At 38.8% G+C, this 21445-nt stretch carries 19 protein-coding genes; 17 read left to right on the forward strand and 2 right to left on the reverse strand.

Going from position 1 to position 21445, the window contains the following annotated elements; genetic code table 11:
- The first annotated feature begins 19 nt into the window (after window positions 1–19).
- The 4 genes from PCY70_RS06250 to PCY70_RS06265 all read left to right on the forward strand — a co-directional run bounded on the left by PCY70_RS06250 (window position 20) and on the right by PCY70_RS06265 (window position 3206).
- Complete coding sequence (locus PCY70_RS06250; protein ID WP_010169106.1) at window positions 20–181, forward strand: hypothetical protein; 162 nt, start codon at window positions 20–22, stop codon at window positions 179–181.
- A 246-nt stretch (window positions 182–427) separates the two neighbouring features.
- The gene (locus tag PCY70_RS06255; protein WP_305768832.1) at window positions 428–628 is read left to right on the forward strand and encodes a hypothetical protein; all 201 of its coding nucleotides are present in this window, start codon (window positions 428–430) and stop codon (window positions 626–628) included.
- Window positions 629–768: 140 nt separating this feature from the next.
- Entirely contained in the window at window positions 769–2892 is a 2124-nt protein-coding gene (locus tag PCY70_RS06260) for a hypothetical protein (protein ID WP_305768833.1), read from the forward strand.
- A complete protein-coding gene (locus tag PCY70_RS06265; protein WP_305768834.1) occupies window positions 2889–3206 on the forward strand; it encodes a hypothetical protein in 318 nt (105 codons plus the stop codon). The genes PCY70_RS06260 and PCY70_RS06265 overlap by 4 nt, the downstream gene beginning before the upstream one ends.
- A gap of 308 nt (window positions 3207–3514) precedes the next feature.
- On the opposite strand, the gene PCY70_RS06270 is transcribed toward PCY70_RS06265, so the two are convergent.
- Window positions 3515–3919, reverse strand: a complete 405-nt coding sequence (locus PCY70_RS06270) for a hypothetical protein (protein ID WP_305768835.1) — start codon at window positions 3917–3919, stop codon at window positions 3515–3517.
- Window positions 3920–4116: 197 nt separating this feature from the next.
- On the opposite strand from PCY70_RS06270, the gene PCY70_RS06275 reads away from it, so the two are divergent.
- The 7 genes from PCY70_RS06275 (at window position 4117) to PCY70_RS06305 (ending at window position 9465) form a co-directional block, all read left to right on the forward strand.
- Window positions 4117–5241, forward strand: coding sequence for an Mbeg1-like protein (locus tag PCY70_RS06275; RefSeq protein ID WP_305768836.1), 1125 nt, complete (start codon window positions 4117–4119; stop codon window positions 5239–5241).
- A 200-nt stretch (window positions 5242–5441) separates the two neighbouring features.
- Complete coding sequence (locus PCY70_RS06280) at window positions 5442–6284, forward strand: hypothetical protein (RefSeq protein WP_305768837.1); 843 nt, start codon at window positions 5442–5444, stop codon at window positions 6282–6284.
- Window positions 6285–6312: 28 nt separating this feature from the next.
- On the forward strand, window positions 6313–7173 hold the full coding sequence (locus PCY70_RS06285) for an RHS repeat domain-containing protein (RefSeq protein ID WP_305768838.1): 861 nt from the start codon (window positions 6313–6315) through the stop codon (window positions 7171–7173).
- 28 nt (window positions 7174–7201) lie between these two features.
- A complete protein-coding gene (locus PCY70_RS06290) occupies window positions 7202–8056 on the forward strand; it encodes a hypothetical protein (protein ID WP_305768839.1) in 855 nt (284 codons plus the stop codon).
- 259 nt (window positions 8057–8315) lie between these two features.
- Window positions 8316–8627 (forward strand): YbjQ family protein, encoded by a 312-nt coding sequence (locus PCY70_RS06295; protein ID WP_305768840.1) that lies wholly within the window; start codon window positions 8316–8318, stop codon window positions 8625–8627.
- Window positions 8628–8810: 183 nt separating this feature from the next.
- The gene (locus PCY70_RS06300; protein WP_305768841.1) at window positions 8811–9125 is read left to right on the forward strand and encodes a YbjQ family protein; all 315 of its coding nucleotides are present in this window, start codon (window positions 8811–8813) and stop codon (window positions 9123–9125) included.
- A 19-nt stretch (window positions 9126–9144) separates the two neighbouring features.
- Window positions 9145–9465 (forward strand): YbjQ family protein, encoded by a 321-nt coding sequence (locus tag PCY70_RS06305; protein ID WP_305768842.1) that lies wholly within the window; start codon window positions 9145–9147, stop codon window positions 9463–9465.
- Between the two features lie 127 nt (window positions 9466–9592).
- On the opposite strand, the gene PCY70_RS06310 is transcribed toward PCY70_RS06305, so the two are convergent.
- A complete protein-coding gene (locus PCY70_RS06310; RefSeq protein ID WP_305768843.1) occupies window positions 9593–11569 on the reverse strand; it encodes a bifunctional metallophosphatase/5'-nucleotidase in 1977 nt (658 codons plus the stop codon).
- A gap of 173 nt (window positions 11570–11742) precedes the next feature.
- On the opposite strand from PCY70_RS06310, the gene PCY70_RS06315 reads away from it, so the two are divergent.
- The 6 genes from PCY70_RS06315 (at window position 11743) to PCY70_RS06340 (ending at window position 21443) form a co-directional block, all read left to right on the forward strand.
- Window positions 11743–12366, forward strand: coding sequence for a peptidylprolyl isomerase (locus PCY70_RS06315; RefSeq protein WP_305768844.1), 624 nt, complete (start codon window positions 11743–11745; stop codon window positions 12364–12366).
- Between the two features lie 85 nt (window positions 12367–12451).
- Window positions 12452–14419, forward strand: coding sequence for a DNA gyrase/topoisomerase IV subunit B (locus PCY70_RS06320; protein ID WP_305768845.1), 1968 nt, complete (start codon window positions 12452–12454; stop codon window positions 14417–14419).
- A 10-nt stretch (window positions 14420–14429) separates the two neighbouring features.
- Window positions 14430–16508, forward strand: a complete 2079-nt coding sequence (locus PCY70_RS06325; RefSeq protein WP_305768846.1) for a DNA gyrase/topoisomerase IV subunit A — start codon at window positions 14430–14432, stop codon at window positions 16506–16508.
- Between the two features lie 4 nt (window positions 16509–16512).
- Complete coding sequence (locus PCY70_RS06330) at window positions 16513–16737, forward strand: DUF896 domain-containing protein (RefSeq protein ID WP_305768847.1); 225 nt, start codon at window positions 16513–16515, stop codon at window positions 16735–16737.
- Between the two features lie 137 nt (window positions 16738–16874).
- Entirely contained in the window at window positions 16875–19133 is a 2259-nt protein-coding gene (locus PCY70_RS06335; protein ID WP_305768848.1) for a right-handed parallel beta-helix repeat-containing protein, read from the forward strand.
- 15 nt (window positions 19134–19148) lie between these two features.
- A complete protein-coding gene (locus PCY70_RS06340) occupies window positions 19149–21443 on the forward strand; it encodes a right-handed parallel beta-helix repeat-containing protein (protein ID WP_305768849.1) in 2295 nt (764 codons plus the stop codon).
- Window positions 21444–21445: the final 2 nt, after the last annotated feature.

The following is a 21445-nucleotide window of genomic DNA, read 5'->3' on the forward strand; positions in this document are numbered from 1 at the left end:
AAATGGATGGAGAAAAGTAATGAAAATAGCATTGTTGGTATTGAGTATATTGTTTGCTATATTAACGTTTATAGGAGTGGGATATATTTTACTAAACGATGGTCGAATAAGTATAGCATATGCGGGGATCCCGTTTATTTTGGAGATATGCTGTATAGCTGCATACAAAAAATCGATATAAGTTGTTTATTATAATGCTAATTTAGAAAAACAAATTGAAGACATGATTGAGTAACTGTTTTGAGCCTAAATGAGTATAATGTACATGCAATAGTTATACACTTTATGGATAAAAGGATCAAAATTTCTGAATTGGCATTATAGTTAAAAAAACATACCAAATATATAACAGTTATAGAAAAGTAAAGATTGTTAAAATTAAGGTTGTTAAAATTAATGAAATTAAGATAAGAAAGGAAAGCATTTTATGAAAAATAAATTATTTTGGATAAATGTGGTATTTATTATTGCGACTACAGAAGTGAATTTCTCTTCGCAAACAAATGATTTAAATAACAGTACGTTAGATACATATAAAATAAATTTAATTCCGGGTGAAAATTCTCAGATAATGCAGTCTATGCCCTTAACATTATATGATTCGACTAAATATTTGGAGCTGATTTGAGGTAAATCAAACTTTGGAAGATTATATTAAAGATTGTGTCATAGGATAATAAGCAAAATATCATAGAGTAACTTGCCATATTGAGAATTCGATAACCCCAAAAAAACGAAATTGTAGACATTGAATAGGAGGGTTTAGCTATGAATATTAGAAAGGTTGTGGCTTGTTTAATAGTGGTGATGCTTATTATTAGTTCATCAACAACAAGAATGAATGATATTAACTTTGATTCTGATAATGATGGAATTTCTGATAAATATGAAGATTACTGGGGAACTGATAAATTTACACCCAACTCTGCAGATGATAAAGACGGTGATGGTTTGTCAAATATGGAGGAGCTGGGAATTGGAACACAATTAATATATGCGGATTCTGATCATGACGGATTATGGGATCATGAAGAAATTATTTTGGGAACATCGCCAACGAATGCAGATACTGATGGCGACGGTGTATCCGATAAAGCAGAAATAAGATACAAATTGGATCCTACTCTAATTGATACAGATTTTGATGGTGTAATGGATGGTAAAGAAAAATTTTTGAAAGAGATGGCATATGTTGCCGCTGTAGGTAGTGTTAATAAATTAGAGAACTTGGTTGTGGCTGATGCGGAGGATTATCAGTGGTTAGTAGAAGGGTTACCTGGGTATACAGGTGTTAAATTTGAACTGAGAAATGTGATTGGGCTAGACAAAATAGATCTCAAAATAGACAATTTGTATTACTTAAATATAACGACTCGAGAGTTAGAGACTGTAACAGATGAAATAATCGATGGATACTATATTGAACTGAATGCAAATGCCGAAGATGTTACTAAGTACATGAAAAGAATCAACCTAGAGATAGCAGATAGAATGGCCGCATGGGCCACGATGATGGATACTGATGGGGATGGAATAGGTGACGCAGAGGATCCACGGCCGCTAATATGGGATGTTAGCATAAGAGATTTGGCGATGTTTTCACAGATCGTCTATTCCAGGGGGCTAAAGCGGATTGCGGCAAACAATAATGATAATGAGGTACCAATTAAAATCAGTGCAATAGAAAATGATATCGTACTCGCGGTAAATGAGGAGCCAAAAAATTCGGCAAACGAAAAACAAAATCATACAATAAATATAGCCAATCAAAAAGAAACGGAATTAGTAGCAAGTTTGGCGAGCGTAAATAGTATATTTTCAATTATAGATGCTACAGCGACGTTAGATCATGGAAGGGAGAGGTTGCCAGTAATTGCATCTGTAGAAAAAGCCGCGACATCGAATATTGTACCTGTAGAAAAAACCACGACATCGAATATTGTACCTGTAGAAAAAACCACGACATCGAATATTGTACCTGTAGAAAAAACCACGACATTGAATATTATACCTGTAGAAAAAGCCGCGACATCGGAAACTGTAACGGCAGAAAAAACTGAAGCATCGGAAACTGTATCGGCAGAAAAAACTGATGCATCGGAAACTGTATCGGCGGAAAAAGCTGATGCATCGGAAACTGTATCGGGGGAGAAAACTGATGCATCGGAAACTGTATCGGCGGAAAAAACTGTAGCGTCGGCGACATCGGAAACTGTATCGGCAGAGAAAACTGATGCATCGGAAAATGTATCGGCAGAAAAAACTGAAGCATCGGAAACTGTATCGGCAGAAAAAGCTGATGCATCGGAAAATGTATCGGCAGAAAAAACTGATGCATCGGAAACTGTATTGGCAGAAAAAGCTGATGCATCGGAAACTGTATCGGCAGGAAAAGCTGCGACATCGAAAACTGTATCGGCAGGAAAAGCTGCGACATCGGAAACTGTATCGGCAGGAAAAACTGCGGCACCGGAAACTGTATCGGTAGAAAAAGTTGCGGCACCGGAAACTGTATCGGCGGAAAAAGCTGATGCATCGGAAACTGTATTGGCAGAAAAAACTGATGCATCGGAAAATGTATTCTATTTAACGGGAGAAAAAGCTGATGCATCGGAAGCTGTATCGGGAGAAAAAACTGTAGCGTCGGCGACATCGGAAACTGTATCGGCAGAAAAAACTGTTGCATCGGAAACTGTATCGGCGGAAAAAGCTGATGCATCGGAAACTACATCTGGAGAAAAAGTCGCGGCATCGGAAATTGTATCGGGAGAAAAAACTGCGGCACCGGAAACTGTATCGGCAGAAAAAACTGATGCATCGGAAACTGTATCGGCGGAAAAAACTGTAGCGTCGGCGACATCGGAAACTGTAACGGCAGAAAAAAAGCTGTGATATCTGAAACTACATCGGCGGAAAAAGCTGATGCATCGGAAACTGTATCGGCGGAAAAAACTGTAGCGTCGGCGACATCGAAAACTGTATCGGCAGAAAAAACTGCGGCACCGGAAACTGTATCGGTAGAAAAAGTTGCGGCACCGGAAACTGTATCGGCGGAAAAAGCTGATGCATCGGAAACTGTATTGGCAGAAAAAACTGATGCATCGGAAAATGTATCGGCAGAAAAAACTGTAGCGTCGGCGACATCGGAAACTGCATCTGGAGAAAAAGCTGAGGTATCGGAAACTGTATCGGCAGGAAAAAGCTGAGACATCGGAAACTGTAACGGCAGAGAAAACTGATGCATCGGAAACTGTATCGGCAGGAAAAGCTGCGGCATCGGAAACTGTATCGGCAGAAAAAGCTGCGACATCGGAAACTGTATCGGCAGAGAAAACTGATGCATCGGAAACTGTATCGGCGGAAAAAACTGATGCATCGGAAACTGTAACGGCAGAAAAAACTGAAGCATCGGAAACTGTATCGGCAGAAAAAACTGTAGCATCGGAAACTGTATCGGCAGAAAAAACTGTTGCATCGGAAACTGTATCGGCAGGAAAAGCTGCGACATCTGAAACTACATCGGCAGAAAAAACTGATGCATCGGAAACTGTATCGGCAGAAAAAACTGTGCGTCGGCGACATCGGAAACTGTATCGGCAGAAAAAGCTGTGCATCGGAAACTACATCGGCAGAAAAAGCTGATGCATCGGAAACTGTATCGGCAGAAAAAACTGTGCATCGGAAACTGTATCGGTAGAGAAAACTGATGCATCGGAAACTGTATCGGCAGAAAAAACTGTAGCGTCGCGACATCGGAAACTGTATCGGCAGAAAAAGCTGTGATATCATCGGAAACTACATCGGCGGAAAAAGCTGATGCATCGGAAACTGTATCGGCAGAAAAAACTGATGCATCGGAAACTGTATCGGCAGAAAACTGATGCATCGGAAACTGTATCGGCAGGAAAAGCTGCGACATCGGAAACTGTATCGGGAGAAAACTGATGCATCGGAAACTGTATCGGCAGAAAAAACTGATGCATCGGAAACTGTATCGGTAGAGAAAACTGATGCATCGGAAACTGTATCGGCAGAAAAAACTGTAGCGTCGCGACATCGGAAACTGTATCGGCAGAAAAAACTGATGCATCGGAAACTGTATCGGGAGAAAAAGCTGTGACATCGGAAACTGTATCGGAGGAGAAAAATGAGGTATTAAAAAATGTATTGAATGTTGCCGAAGATGCATTTATAACAGGGGGAAAGTTGGTTACAGAGACTTTCGGTATTGTGAAGAAAAAGGTCGCGGATGCATGGGATGTTGAGTCGGCTAATCCAGAGGAAGAGGCGTTGCTTGCTGGTGAAGCTGTTGAGGATACAGTTACTTCGGCAGAGTTAGAACAAATAAGAGCAGATATATTATTACTGGCTGAGGTTGCTATAGAAAAGAATGAGTTATTGTTGGAGGAAGGGCAAGCGGGGAAAGCTGTGTTGGTAGAGGACAACACGTTGGCGGCGTTGTCGGATATGGAAGTGGCGGCGATTAATGCCAGAATGGGTTATGCTTCTGTGGAAGAGCTGGCTGATTGGAGAGTAGTGGATTATTTTACTGAAAGAACTGATGATACAGAAGATGCCAAGTTTGGTGGATTTACATATGCTGTTTTTGAGCTGGCAGATAACATCGTGATTGCGTTTAGGGGGTCTGTGGGAAGTGCGATAAATACGCCGTTGGGAAAAGGCGATTGGTATAACAATATGGTGACTTATCCGTATGGTATAGATCCTGGAGGAATTTGGGCCGAGAATGCGATAAAAGAACTTTATAGAACATTGGATTGGGAAGGAAAAAATGTTTACGTCACAGGACATTCGAGAGGCGGAATGTTGGCGCAACGAGCGGCAGCTGCGATGGTTGAGTTTCCCGAATTTGAGTCGCAGTTGGTATCGATAAACTATTTTAATGGAATGGGAATAATTTTTAATTATGCGGAATTTCCTGTGTTGGAGACGAGTATACACAACAATGAAGTAAAAGACGATTTGGCATCGATAGCAGAAAAGGTTAATCGTCATGTTATGTTTAGAATGAAAGATGGAGAAATCGAAAACGATATGACATCAAAGTTAGGATCACATGTGAAAGAAGCAAATTTTATACCGTATAAGTCGTTGGATAGCGAAAATTTTGCATATGAAGATTTGACGGTAGAAGATATGGCGCTGATGCCGTCGAGTATATATAAGATTCACTTTATGAAAAATTATATTGCAGATTTGAGAATGCCATATCGAAAGTAAAGATGACGTATCGATAAATTATTTTAGAATAATATTTAATTATGCGGAATTTTCTGTGTTGGAGACGAGTAGACACAACAATGAAGTGAAAGACGATTTGGCATGGAATAATTTGATGCTTGATTATTTTAGGTGTAGGGCGTATAATCGGAAATATATACGATAATTTTGGTGTAGACAATAGAAATGGAGAGTATACGATGAAAAATAAAACTTGGTTAACAAAAACACTAGGGCTTGCGATTGTAATGATACCAGCGAATTTTATGTATGCTTCAGCAAATGTTGCACCCATTGTTACCGAAAAGGCGGCTATTGCAATAGAGATTGCAGATGTAGGGACATATACAGCATACGAATATGATGCTAGCGGAAATACAACAAAAGAACTGCAATATATGAATGGAGAAATGAGTGGTTATACTGCGTTTGAATATGATGTAGATAATAACTTGATAGAAGATAGCTTGTATATTGGCGAGAAGTTGATATACAGAAATGAATATGAGTATAAAAATGGAAACTTGGTTATGGAGAAATTTTATACTGATGGAGAGAATATAGATTTGCGAACCAACTATACCTACGATGCTAATGGAAATATAGCGACGTCTAGCACGTACAACGGCGAAGGTAAGTTGGAGTTGCATACTATTTTTAACTGCGATGCGACGGGGAATGTGATAAAAGAAAATGTTTTTAATGCGCAATCAACTACAAACGCTGTATATGAATATGATGGTAGAGGCAATTTGATAAAAGAAAACGTGAGCTCTACTTTTGGAGATATAGTGTATAATGATTTGTCAACGAACATCTATGAGTATGATGAAAATGATAGATTGCTGAAAAAAAGTTTGTATACGGAAAATCAGTTATCGGCATACAATACCTATGAATATGATGAGGGCAATAACTTGATAAAAGAAAATCACTATGTGTCTACAGATTTATTTATGGGATATAGCAAGTATGAATATGATTCAGATGGAAGGTTAGTAAAAACCACGTTACACGACAGCGATGGGACTATTATAGAATAAGTAAATTTGAAAAATGGAGGGTATAGTTATGAAACCTTGGTTAGCAAAAATACTAGGATTAACGATTATGATATTGCCAGCTAATTATGCTTTAGCAACTGTGGAGCCCGAAACTGCTACCATTGCGGAGGTAGCAGAATCTGTTGTCGTGGAGACTGCAGATACAGGAACTTATACCCAATATGAGTATGATAGTAATGGAAACGTGATAAAAAATTTACAATATAAAAATGGTGACGTGAGCGGTTATACTGATTTTGAATATGGTTTAGAGAATAACCTGATAAGTATAAGCTCGTATTTGGATGGTCAGTTGGTATATAAAGAAGAGTATGAATATCAGGATGGGAAGTTTGTTGAAGCAAAATATTATGACAATGGACAAGACCTGAGTATGATTCTAGACTACACTTATACTGATAATAACAATATAGAAACGGTCAGCACATATGATGGGACAGGCAATCTGGAGAGTTATACGGTATATGAGTATAATGAAATCGGAACGGTATCAAAGCATAGCGTGTATGACAATGAAGATAAGTTACAGAGTTATGTTGCATATAAATATGACACCAAAGGAAATTTGATAGAAGAAAACACGAGTACAATTGTTGATGGTGTTGCATATGAAAATATGGCATCGAAGATCTATGCATACGATGAAAATGATAATAGAATTAGAAGAGATGTGTATGTAAAAGACAATAACAACAATAACTTGGTAGTCTATAACACCTATGAATATGATGCGGCAAATAATTTGATACAAGAAAGCATGTATACATCAACAGGTGTAGTAACGTGGTATATGATATATGAATATGATACAGATGGAAGGTTAGTAAAAACCATGTTGCACGACGGCGATGGGACTATTATAGAATAAGTAAATTTGAAAAATGGAGGGGATAATTATGAAACCTTGGTTAGCAAAAATACTAGGATTAACGATTATGATATTGCCAGCTAATTATGCTTTAGCAACTGTGGGGCCTGAAACTGCTACCATTGCGGAGGTAGCAGAGTCTGTTGTCATTGAGATTGCAGATACCGGAAGTTATGCCAAATATGAATATGATAGTAATGGAAACATGATAAAAATTTTACAGTATAAAAATGGTGACGTGAGCAGTTATATTGATTTTGAATATGATTTACAGAATAACTTGATAAGGAAAAGCTCGTATTTGGATGAGCAGTTGGTAGCTAAAGAAGAGTATGAATATCAGGATGGAAAGTTGCTTGCAGTAAAATATTATGGCAATGGACAAGACCTGAGTATAACTCAGAGCTACACTTATACTGCTAATGACAATATAGCAACGTTTAGCACACATGATGGAGCAGGCAATTTGGATAATTATACGGTATATGAGTATAATGAAATCGGAACGGTATCAAAGCATAGCGTGTATGACAATGAAGGTAAGTTGCAGAGTTATGTCTTATATAAATATGATGCCAAAGGAAATTTGATAGAAGAAAACACGAGTACAATTGTTGATGGTGTTGTATATGAAAATGTGGCATCGACGATCTATTCATACGATGAAAATGATAATAAGATTAGAAAAGATGTGTATGTAAAAGGCAATAACTTGATAGTCTATAACACCTATGAATATGATGCGGCAAATAATTTGATACAAGAAAGCATGTATACGTCAGCAGGTGTAGTAACGTGGTATATTATATATGAGTATGATGCAGATGGCGTATTGCAAAAAAGCACCACCTACAATGGTGACGGGTCTGTGATAGAAGTATAATGTAAGTTTGGCGTAGATAAACCAAAAGAGCTGGCGATTATGATATTGCCAGCTAATTCTGCTATCTCAATTAACGAAATGTTAGAGAATTATGTCAATTATAAATATAAAAATGGAAATGAATATTGATTTAAAACAATTATTTAGAGAAGCATTATTTCGATTAAGTGAATAGACTAGCGCAAGAGTTTGTAATATATCGTAGTGAATATGAATATGATAGCTGAGGAAATGACTATATAGAATTGAGGGAATGCTGATGTTAATAACGAATACAAATTTTATTGACGATAAAAAATTGGAAGTGTTGGGGCTGGTGACAGGATCGACAGTACAATCAAAACATATGGGACGTGATATCGCTGCAGGTTTTAAGACTATGGTAGGAGGTGAACTCAGAGGCTACACAGAAATGCTAGAAGATGCGAGAAAAGAGGCTATAAGTCGTATGGTAGCGGCGGCGACAGCGTTAGAGGCCGATGCGATCGTTGCGGTAATGTTTAGTAGTAGTACGGTGGCGCAAGGTGCGGCAGAAATATTAGCATATGGAACGGCAGTAAAATTTAAATAATCGACAGTGTAATCAAAAAATACGGGACATGATGGCGCAAGATGCTGTAAAAATATTAGCATACGGGACAGCGATATCTAAAAATGTTGTCCAAATTTTGGTAAACAGAATGTTACCAGAGGCTGGTGCATATAATTTAGATAAGATAGCAATGTAATATTTAGTTATTGTGGAGGAATTTTTATGCTAATAACAAGTACAAATTATATAGATGGGAAGAAATTAGAAATACTCGGTCTAGTAACAGGATCGACAGTACAGTCAAAACATATGGGGCGCGATATTGCCGCAGGGCTAAAGAATATGATAGGTGGAGAACTCAGAGGCTATACAGAAATGCTAGAAGATGCGCGAAAAGAAGCCACAAGTCGTATGGTAGCGGCGGCAACAGCGTTGGAGGCCGATGCGATCGTCGCGGTACTATTTAGTAGTAGTACGGTGGCGCAAGGAGCTGCAGAAATATTGGCATATGGGACGGCAGTGAAGTTTAAAAATTAGTATAGTGTAGGGGGAATTTATGCTATTAACAAGTACAGATTTTATTGATGATAAGGAATTGGAAATACTCGGTTTAGTAACGGGATCGACAGTGCAAGCAAAACATGTTGGACAGGATATTGCCGCAGGATTTAAGAACATGGTGGGGGGCGAGCTCAAAAGTTATACAGAAATGATAGAAGATGCGCGCAAGAAAGCTGTCGATCGAATGATTTATAATGCAAAAGTTAAGAATGCCGATGCTGTAGTCAATGTTCGTTTTAACAGCAGTACAATAGTACAGGGTGCCGCAGAGATATTGGTTTGTGGTACAGCAGTAAAATTTAAAGAAATAGAATAAATATAATATGCGCGACTGGCAATAGATGCTGGTCGTTTTTTTTTGGTTACAGCCGGAGAATATGTAGTATTATAATATAAAAGCAACAGCACAATCTGGCACTGTCGCTTTTGAATATAAAAAGGTATTATTTAGTGTTGAAGTGAGCTGTCAAATTATTGATCGCAGTAATGACCTCAAGTTGCGTTGATGCTAGATCGGCTTGGGTAAATGGAGCAATTGGTGACTGCAGCGCCGCATTACTGATTCTGGGATATATGGCTCCGGCTGTTTGCATAGCATTGAAACTAGCAGTTAAATCATTTATTGTAGCGATAGTTTCGAGTAGTTCGGCATTTTCTTTGGCTAACTGTTTTGCGAGGTCGGCTTGAGTGAATGGCGTGATCGGCCAGGTAATTGGGTCGATCGATCCGTCTGCAAACTTGGCAACAGCGATATTGCGGAGCTCAGCATCCCAATCGTTACCAATAATTTTCCAATTATTATCAGTTTTAGGAGATATGGTGGTTGCAGCTGCGATATGCTCTTTAAGAAGTGTGCGTAGGCTGGTCTCAGAGTCGTGGATGTTGTGACCAGAAATAATTCCAGAGCCTGTTGGGCCTATGCCACTGTAGCGATAGTCGTTGATAGCAAGAGTGAGGACTTGATCATCTGCTAGTGGCTGACCATTAAACATTAGATCCACGATGCGGTTTCCCGCAGGTTGGCTGATATCGATTTTGTAATCAACGCCCTGAAACATGTCGTAATTATAAGTTTTAACGTTTGGAGCGAAGCCGATGGTGAGGTCTCCGTCTTGGTATGTGTCATAGAAGCTGGCACTCGATTCCATATAATTTTTGAGCTCCTGACCGGTTACTTCTACTTTTACTAGTGTGTTAGGATATTTGTAGATTCCAAAAATGTCGCCATAGTTGATCTCTCCAGCAAGGAGGTTGGATGAGCTGCTAAACAATGCGGCTGCCGATACGTCTGCTCCTGTTGCGGCTAATTGTACATCATTGATCAGATCCACTACTGCGGTATCTTGTAGGTATCCTTCGGTTAGTCCGGCAATTTCGTTTGCAGGTTGAAAATCTGTTGCAACAATTCCAATTGTATCGCTCAAAAACTGCTTTGCCTCAATATCTGCATAGGCTATCACGGCTTCTGCAGCGGGGTCGGATGCAAAATTTGCCAATTGGTGAATAGTAGCGGTTTTGTCGAAGACTTCCCATTGACCATCTGTCTGAGCCATTGTAATATCAAATTGTACGGCTTCACGATGTCCAGATGGCGCAGCAATTAGAACTCCGTTGATAGTTTCGTTGATGGTTTCGTGGTTGTGTCCTAATAGTAATATGTCGATATCAGGACAGGTTTGTGCGATAAGACGGGCGTTGGTCGAATCGTCTAGGGCATCTCGATCATCGAGTCCTGCATGTACAGACATAACAATGAGATCTGCATTTTCTTTGGTTTCGAGGATTTCAACATACTTGGCAGCTTCTAATGCTAGATGATTAAAATCTAAATCTAAAATACCCTCTTTGTTAGAATCGTATAAAGGTACCGATGGAATTGTCAGACCGATAATGCCGACTTTTATTCCATCTATATTTTTGATTATATATGGCTCGAAGTAGTTTTCGTTACTTGCCTTATCATAGATGTTGGCAGAGATAAATGGAAATGCAGCATCGGATGCTAGCTTGTGAATATATGGAATACCAAAATTAAATTCATGATTTCCCAAAGTCATGACGTCGTAGTTTATGTAATTCATGATTTCAATAACAGGGTGAAGTTTGTCCATGTATCCGTTAAAAAGTTCATCACTTAAAATAGTACCTTGAATAGTATCACCATTGTCGATAACTAGCGTATTTTCGTGTTGTGCTCTGGTTTGAGAAACGAGTGTGGCAACGCGTGAGAAGCCAGCATCTGCTGTATCAATGTGGTCTTCATATTTCCAGCCGGTTAAATGACCATGCATATCGCTTGTGCCGATGATGGTAATCTCAACTTGTGGGGTCAAAGATGTGGGTTCAGCTGCAGGTGTTGTGATAAGCATAAGGCCGGCGAGGGTGAAGCAATTGAGTATTTTATTAACATGTTTTTTCATGAAAACCTCCAAATTAATTTGTAGTGAATACAGGTTAAGTGTATCATATAGAAATATATTTGTCACTGATTTTTTCGAACGGGTTATTAAATAAATATTTGTTATTTGGATGTTTAAGTTTTCCTTTTTATGGGTATACTCTGGATAAAATGTTGAAAATAAGGGAAGTATGTATGCGTAGAAATAATTTTTTGTTGAGTGGATTTTTAATTATATTGACATTGGCTTTTTTATACCGAGAAAGTATATTGGCGATAGTTAATATAAACGAACCTGTTCCAATAGTCTCAATTGTTTTTAATAATAATAAAGAGTTAAAAATAGAGTTATACCCACATTATGCCCCCAATACAGTTAATAATTTTTTGGACTTGGCAGAATCGGGATTTTATGAATATACATTTATAAGTCAAGTTGTGCCAGGATATTTTGTTAAGATGGGCGACCCCATAGGTAATGGATTTGGGTTTCCTGGTTATCATATAAAAAGTGAATGTAGTTTTAACAATTTTGATAACGGTTTAAACTTGACTAGAGGAACAGTCGCAATGGCCAGAGGTAAGGAGTTTAATACCGAAGGTTCGCAATTTTTTATATTGACCGAAAATGCAAAAAATCTAAATGGTCAGTATAGTGCATTTGGAAGAGTGGTAGACGGATTAGAACTACTAGATGAGTTTGGAACATTAGAATTAAACAGCAATTATCAACCTAAAAAACAAATTTTTATTAAGGAAATATCAATAGAATTAAATGGTTATGTCAAAACAGCACCAATAATTTATACTACAGACTAACATTTTTTTATATTTTTTGGGTACAACTAATAATATTCGAGGGTTATGACTGCAAAATAAAATAAAAAGAATGTGGGTGATTACAATGGATAAAAATACCTACGGAAATCAAAGCATCTCTGCTCTAAAAGGAGCAGACAGAGTGAGGCTTCGTCCGGGTGTTATATTTGGATCGGACGGAATAGAGGGATGCCAACATTCCGTGTTTGAGATATTATCTAACTCAATAGATGAGGCAAAGGAGGGGTACGGAAATCTTATTAAGGTCACGTTACATAAGGATCATTCTATTACTATAGAAGACTTTGGACGTGGCGTACCTCTTGATTACAATGAAAAAGAAGGAAGATATAACTGGGATTTAATTTTTTGCGAGTTATATGCAGGTGGAAAATATAATAACAACGATGGGGCGCACTATGAATTTAGCCTAGGACTAAACGGTCTTGGGGCTTGTGCGACTCAATATAGTTCAGAAGTTATGGATGTGGAAGTTTTTAAGGACGGCAATGTGTATAATTTGCATTTCGAAAAAGGTAAGAATATTGGTGGATTATCGAAAAAAACTGCAAAATATAGAAATACAGGAACTAGAATTACTTGGAAACCAGACAAAAAAGTTTTTACAGATATAAATATAAAAAGTGAATATTTTCACAATATATTAAAACGACAAGCAGTTGTAAATGAAGGAATTGAATTTTTGTTTATAGACGAGACCAACGATACGTTAACAACGTATTTGTATCCAAAAGGAATCGTTGGATATGTGGAAGAAGTAGCAGATGGCGAAAATTTTACCAATATAATATGCATGAACAAAATAGCAAAAGGCCGAGACAGTGCAGATAGACCAGAATACAAGCTAAAGGTAAATATTGTCATGACATTTTGCAATCACATCAATTTGCTAGAGTATTATCACAATTCGAGCTTTTTGGAACATGGCGGGTCTCCGGATAGAGCAGTTAGAAATGCACTGATATTTAGTATAGACCAATATATAAAAACAGAAAATATGTATACTAAGGATGAAAAGAAAATTACATTTGTGGACATTCAAGATAGCCTAATTTTGGTATCTAATTCTTTCTCTACAATTACTAGCTACGAAAACCAAACCAAAAAAGCAATTACAAATAAATTTATTCAAGAAACGATGCAAGAATTTATCAAAGAGTATTTGCATGTTTATTTTATTGAGAATAAAGAGGATGCGAACAAAATAGCAAAGCAGGTGCTGGTGAATAAACGTAGCCGTGAAAAAGCCGAGCGAACCAGAGTTAACGTCAAAAAGCAGTTGAGCGGAAGCATAGATATCGCTAATAGAATTAAGAAATTTGTGGATTGCAGAAGCAAGGACAAAACCAAGCGTGAGTTATATATAGTAGAAGGAGACTCTGCTTTGGGATCGTGTAAGTTGGGCAGAAATGCTGAGTTTCAGGGAATTATGCCTGTGAGAGGAAAGATTCTCAATTGCCTTAAGTCGGATTTTGACAAAATTTTTAAAAGCGATATTATTGTTGATTTACTGAAGGTGTTAGGCTGCGGCATTGAGTTAGATTGCAAGCATCACAAGGATTTAAATACGTTTAATTTGGCCAATCTTAGGTGGAACAAAGTGATTATTTGCACAGATGCGGATGTGGATGGGTTTCAGATTAGGACTCTAATTTTAACGATGCTATACACACTAACTCCGACGCTTATAGATGAGGGGAAAGTGTATATTGCAGAGACGCCGCTGTATGAGATTAAGACAAAAAGTAAAACGCATTTTGCGTATTCAGAAGCAGAAAAGGTTCGAATTACTGCAAAGATAAAATCAAAGTACACTTTGCAAAGGTCGAAGGGGCTGGGTGAGAATGATCCCGATATGATGTGGGAGACAACGATGAATCCAGAGACTAGGCGACTAATTCAGGTGATGCCAGAAGAGAGCATTAAGACCAAGAAGAAATTTGATTTGCTATTGGGTGACGATTTACAGGGTAGAAAAGAATTTATTAAAAATTCGGGATATCAGTATCTTGAATTAGCAGATATGAGTTAGGGGGATTGCTATGAAAGTTATAAAACAAAATATATCGGAAACACTAGAGACAAATTATATGCCATACGCAATGAGCGTTATTGTGTCTAGAGCGCTACCAGAAATAGATGGATTTAAGCCGTCGCATCGAAAGTTACTATACACGATGTATAAGATGGGACTGCTAAAACAAACGCGAACAAAATCAGCCAATATAGTGGGGCAGACTATGAAGCTGAATCCCCATGGAGATGCGGCCATATATGAGACTATGGTAAGACTGACGCGTGGATATGATGCGCTAAATACTCCGTTAGTAGATTCAAAGGGAAATTTTGGAAAAGTGTATTCTCGAGATATGGCGTACGCTGCAGCGAGATATACAGAAGCACGACTGGCGACTATTTGCGAGACTTTGTTTTCGGACATAGAAGAAGATAGTGTAGATTTTGTAGATAACTATGACGGAAAGATGCGGGAGCCACTGTTGCTTCCGAGTCGGTTTCCAAACATATTGGTAAATGCCAACCAGGGAATTGCCGTAGGGATGGCAAGCAATATTTGTGGATTTAATTTAGGAGAGGTTTGCGATGGCGCTATTGGTTTTTTACGCGAGGGCGAAAGTTTTGATATACTAAAATATATTAAGGCTCCAGATTTTTCCACGGGCGGTGAATTACTTTATAATCAGGCAGAGATGAAGCATATATTAAAAACCGGAAAAGGCTCTTTTAAAGTACGAGCAACATATAGAATTATGAAAGCAGAAAATTGTATAGAAATTGCAGAAATTCCGTACACAACTACTATCGAAGCTATTATAGATAAAATAGAAGATTTGGTTAAATCGGGTAAAATTCGAGAGATTAATGACGTTAGAGATGAGACCGATTTGAACGGGCTAAAGCTTACTATAGATTTGAAACGAGGAGCAAGTGCCGAGGTACTGATAAATAAATTGTTTCATATGACGCCGCTTCAAGATACTTTTAGTTGCAATTTTAATGTATTAATAGATGGGCATCCGGCCGTATTGGGAGTAGAAGATATCCTAAAAGAGTGGTGCAGGTTTCGAAAGAACTGCATTATAAGAAAGTATAAGTTTAATATCAATAAGATGGAGGAAAGGTATCACTTACTGTTGGGGCTAGATGCTATTTTGGTAGATATAGACAAAGCAATAATGCTGATTAGAAACAGCGAAAAAGATGCGCTTGTGATTCCGGGGTTGATGGAAGCGTTTTCGATAACGCAGCTGCAAGCGGAGTTTATTGCTGAAATAAAGTTGAAGCATCTAAATAAGCAGCATATTCTGAAAATTGTTAATGAAATGAAAGATCTGGAAAAACAAATAAAGAAAATGACTGGAATCATCAATAGTGAACAAAAGCTAAAAAAGGTGATCATAGATGATCTTGTAGATATTAAGAAAAAGTATGATGTGCCTCGAAAAACGCAACTGATCGCGGCGTCAGAGGAAATCACTGTTCAATCGCATCATCTAAAGCCAGATTACAGAATTAAAATCTTTTTGACGAAGGATCAATACTTTAAAAAAATCTCGATAGCTTCTCTTAGAAGTTTTGGAGAGCACAAACTTAAGGAAAATGATGTAATAATTTTTAATGAAGAGACTAACAATAAGATAGAAGTCTTGATGTTTAGCAATAAGGCAAGGTTGTATAAAGTTAAGATGTATGATCTAGAAGATATGAAGGCAAGTCAGCTGGGCGTATATTTGCCAAATTTATTAGGACTAGGAGAGGATGAGAGGATTATATATGTTTATCCTAATGTGGATTATAACGCAATGGTTTTAGTTGGATTTCAGAATGGGCGCGTGGCAAAGTTACCGTTATCCTTGTATATTACTAAGGTTAATAGGAAAAAATTGGTAAACGCTTATTATACTAAATCGCCGTGTGTAGGAATAGTGATACTCAAAGAAACGGAAATCGCCTGCGCTATAAGAGACGATGGCAAAAAGGTGTTTTTTAAGCAAGACGACATAGAGGTTGTTCAAAAGCGAGACGCTCAGGGACAGAAAGTTATGACAGTAACCAAAAAGTATGGCATGAACAAGTTGATTGCAGTAGAACAGAAGGGATGAGAATATGGAACTAGATTTTGATATGGAAAAACTGATTTCTAGAATTAATGAACTCGCAAACAAAAAGAAGCGTGAAGGGTTAAGACCAGAGGAGCTAGAAGAGCAACAGATGCTAAGGCAAGAGTATCTCGAAATATTTAGAGGCAATTTCAAAAATCAGCTGGCGCACACAAAAATACAAACGCCAGACGGAAAGTTGCATCCGCTGAAATATATGCCGATGCAATAATATAAAACATGATTAAATCTTGTGAAGATGATAAAAAGTTTTTGCAAGATTTTATCTATACCAACTGGACTTTTTAGGCAGATTATGTTAAAGTTAACGAGTAATTAGTAGCAACAACATTACATAAGGGGGAAGTTATGAAAAGATCAACTTTTGCATTTGCAATATTATTATTGATAACGGGATGCGCAGTAAAAACAGAAACCGAGACATCAGAAACTGCGGCATCGGCAAATGCGACATCAGAAACCGCGACATCAGAAACTGCGGCATCAGAAACTGCGGCAAAAGTAATAGAAGTTGAAGAGGAGAGGACTATTCCAATGGAAATACATGTATATTCAGCAGAGGTGCCATGGAACACAGCAGCTATAGTTCCAGTAGATGCGATGATAAGTATCAACGAAGCGATGAAAACCGCAATTGAGGGCGATACGATAGTGGTTCATGAGGGAATTTATCGAGAAACCTTAAATGTATCGAAGAGCAATATAACTATAACTGCCAATGGAGATGACTACGTATTGATTTCAGGCAACTCGGTGGTAACAGGGTTTGTTCCATATGATGAGATGCCAGGCGTGTATGTTGCCGATGTGCCAGATAACTACAAGCTAGATTTTACGCAAGTCTTTGCAAATGGTTCGCAACAAAACATAGCTCGCTATCCCAATTTAGAAATCGCAGATCCGATGCAACCGTTAACAGAAGGCGGGGGGTATGAGCAGTTAGCGAGCATTTCAAAGCCAGCAGACAGCTTAGCGGCAACGGTGAAGTTTGCTAATGCAGATTTTGAAGGACTGGATCTGGCAGGTGGAATTTTTAGAGGATTGGTTGGCAAAAATAGAGAGTATGTTATTGGAGAAATTGTGGATACCGCAAATAACAGCGTAGACTTTAAGAGCATCTCGACAAACGACTGGAGCAAGACGAATGAAGTGCCAGCGTCCAAGCATAAAGTTGCTTTTGGATATGTAATGCATAAGGATTTGATAGATTCGCCAGGTGAGTGGTTTGTGGAAGCCGGAAAATTGTACTATATGCCAGAGGGCGATATAGCAGATGCGCAAGTAGAAATGCAGGTGCGGCCTAAAATATTGCTTCTGAATAACAAGGATAATGTGACGCTAAGCAACCTAAATTTTACTGCAGGAAATGCGCAAATGAAAAATTCGGATAACGTAATAATTGAGAATTGCACAATGAGATACTTGCAGCCATTCTACACGCTTAAGGGATATGGAATGGGCGAAAGCAAGGAGACTGGGTTTTATATCGAAAATTCGAACAATGTTACGATCAACAATTTTTATTTGGGGCATACTTGGGGCACCGGATTTTATATTAATGGAGGAGATTCGATAACATTTAAAAATAGCATCTTTGAGGATATAGGCTGGATCGGAACTTTTACTGCGGGGATATATACAACGGCTGATAACACACGCATTGAGGATTGCACATTTAACCACAACGGTCGCTACCAAGTGCGAGTAGACAAGGATGTAAAGATAGATATAATTCATTCAAAATTTCAGAATGCAATGAAGCTGGGTGAAGATGCAGGAGCACTACAATTTACGAGTACGGGAAAAATCGGGCCGCTAGATCTTAAGGGCAGCGAGCTGGCGTATAATATTGTATCGGATCTAAACGGCATTCCAGTATTTTCTGGAAATTACAAGAAGCAATATGTTTGTGCGTTTTATATGGAGGATGTAAATAATTATACAGCGCATCACAATTTGATTTACAATCTAAATCCAGATACATACAAAGGCGAAGAAAAGTTTGAACGAATTGGTGGCGTATTATATATAGGCCCTAGGTATAATGCTATGGATGAGCCAGTAAATTTTTACAACAACACGAGCTGGAATTATACGCGAAGCTTGAATGCGTGGGGCATAGAAATTGCCAACATAGAAGAGCTTAATAAGCAAGGGGTAACCCAGACGGAGAATGCGGGGACCATGACAAACGGGCATTTTGCTAACAATCTATTTTCGGAGAGTCTATTTAGACTGATATATTCAACGCAAAATCTGACCAAAACTGGGGCTAGTACTGGGTGGGCAGACAACTCCCATAACGCCTGGAAACCATTGGAAATTCCAAGTATGGAAGAGTACTTTGCACACATGGAGAAGGTGGGCTATGTATATAACCCGCAAACTAACATGCTATTTGACAATGAAACTGGAGCAGAAAACTATGTCGATGCCGCAAATGGCGACTTTAGGCTAACCGAAAATTCACCAGCCAAAGGTGCGGGAACGCCAATTCCAGGAATAACGTCGTCTGACAATCCAGATTTGGGTGCGCTAGAAGGTAGCGATTACGTGTTATCTGCTGGTGCAAAGTTAAAAGTTCGTGAGTTTAAAGAAATACGATAAGTAGAGGAGGATAATATGAGAAAATCCTGGATTATATTTGCAACAATGTTATTTCTAGCAGGATGCGGTGCAACAGAAGAAGCGGAGGTGATGACGGTGGTTTTAGAAAACGAGACCACGACAGCGGCTGAATCGGAGGATTCAAAGATCGCATCTAGCGCCAAAATAGAGACTGCCACACCAGAGAAAGTCGCTATAATTATTGAGGAAGAGAGGACTCAAGCTATGGAAATTCATGTTTATTCGGACGAAATACCTTGGAATAGAACTGCACAGCCGCAGACTTTGGAATTTGCTAGCATCAACGAGGCATTGAGCAATGCTATAGAAGGCGACGTGATCATAGTTCATGAAGGTGTATATCGCGAGATGCTTAACATTAAGAAAGACAACATTACGATAAAAGCGGCGGAAGGAGAGTATGTTTTGATTACTGGCAATGAGTTGGTGACAGGGTTTGTGCCATACGAAGAAATGCCAGGAGTTTACGTTGCCGATGCGCCAGCAAATTACAAGACTACAACGTTGCCATATAGCCAGGTTTTTGTGAACGGGCATGCTAAGGATATGGCGAGATTTCCGAATCTGACAATCGACGATATGATGATGCCTATAGAAGAAGGTGGTGGATACGGCGAAATTACCAAAATTTACAAAGACGCTGGAACTACAGAAGCAAATGTAGTGTTTTCGCAAGACACGCTTCCTGATGTGGATCTAACAGGCGGAATCTTTAGAGGTATCATAGGTAAAAATCGCGAATATGCTATCGGAAAAGTTGTAGCGACTGACGGAAACACCGTTACATTTGAGGGAACTAATAATGCCTGGCGACACACAAAAGCGGTGGGAACAAAGGCATATGGATTTGGCTATGGATTTGTATCTCACAAAAATTTGCTAGACATACCGGGTGAATGGTTTGTAGAAGACGGAAAAGTTTACTATATGCCAGATAGTGAAATTAGGGACGCAGAAGTGGAAATGCAAGTTAGAGAAAAAGTATTGCAGATGAATAATGTATCGAATGTGGTGTTGGAGAACCTGAATTTTGTTGCAGGTAGCGCCGAGATCAAGTCGACGGACAATCTTATGGTCGAGGGATGTACATTCAGATATCTAAAACCGTTCTACACATTGAATGGCTACGGAATGGGCGATTCTGCGAGGACTGGCGTTTATATCGAAAATAGCACCAATAACACATTTAAAGATACATACTTGGGGCATACTTGGGGCACTGGATTTTATGTTGCAGGAGGTGATGGCAACTCATTTATTAACTGCGTTATGGAAGATATTGGATGGATAGGCACGTTCACTGCTGGAGTCTATTCGTCTGGCGATAACACTCTAATCGAGGATTGCTCGTTTCGCGACAACGGGCGTTTTCAAATTAGGGTAGATAAGGATATCAAAATTGACGTACTACACTCAACGTTTGAGCGCGCTATGAAAATGGGCGAAGATGCAGGGCCGTTGGAGTTTACTAGTACCGGAAAGATTGCGCCGCTGGATTTGAAGGGGTCGGAGATTGCGTATAATCAGGTGTTTGATTTAAGAGGAATTCCGGTAAGCTCTGGAGGCAAGCCGCGTCAATTTGTTGTGGCGTTCTATATGGAGGACGTAAACAATTATACTGCGCACCACAATTTAGTCTACGATATGGAAGCGCCAGTTTATACCGAAGGCTTCTTGGAGGGCTTTGAGGGAGACAACATTTTCTTATATTTAGGACCGAGATACAACGAAATGACCAAGCCGGTAAATTATTATAACAACACGGTTTGGGACTATGTGCGAAACGTTAATGTGTGGAACATCGAGATAGCAAATTATGACGAGCTCGCAGCAAAGGGCTTGAAGCAAGAAGGAAGAAGCGGCAGTTTGGATGATGGGCACTTCGTCAACAATTTATTTAATGATGGACCGTTTAGCCTAAGCTGGTATACACAAAATCTTACAGCAACAGGGGGCAAAATCGATAACGTACCAAATCCTGATGCAAACTGGAAAAATATTACAACCGATAGCATGGATGAGTTCTTTGCGCATGGTGAAAAAATCGGATATTTCTTTAATCCTGAAACTAATATGATATTGGACAAAGAAACAGGAGCTCAAAATTATGTAGATGCCGACAATGGTAATTTTAGATTAGCAGAGGACTCGCCGGCAAAAGGTGCGGGGACGCCGATTCCAGGAATAACGTCATCTGAAACTCCAGATTTGGGAGCACTAGAAGGTAGCGATTATGTGTTATCTGCAGGTGCGACGCTAGAAATTCCAATATTTAAAGAGCAAAGATAGAT

Origin of the sequence: Candidatus Epulonipiscium viviparus (genome assembly GCF_030708075.1) — a bacterium.
GTDB classification, from domain to species: domain Bacteria; phylum Bacillota; class Clostridia; order Lachnospirales; family Cellulosilyticaceae; genus Epulonipiscioides; species Epulonipiscioides viviparus.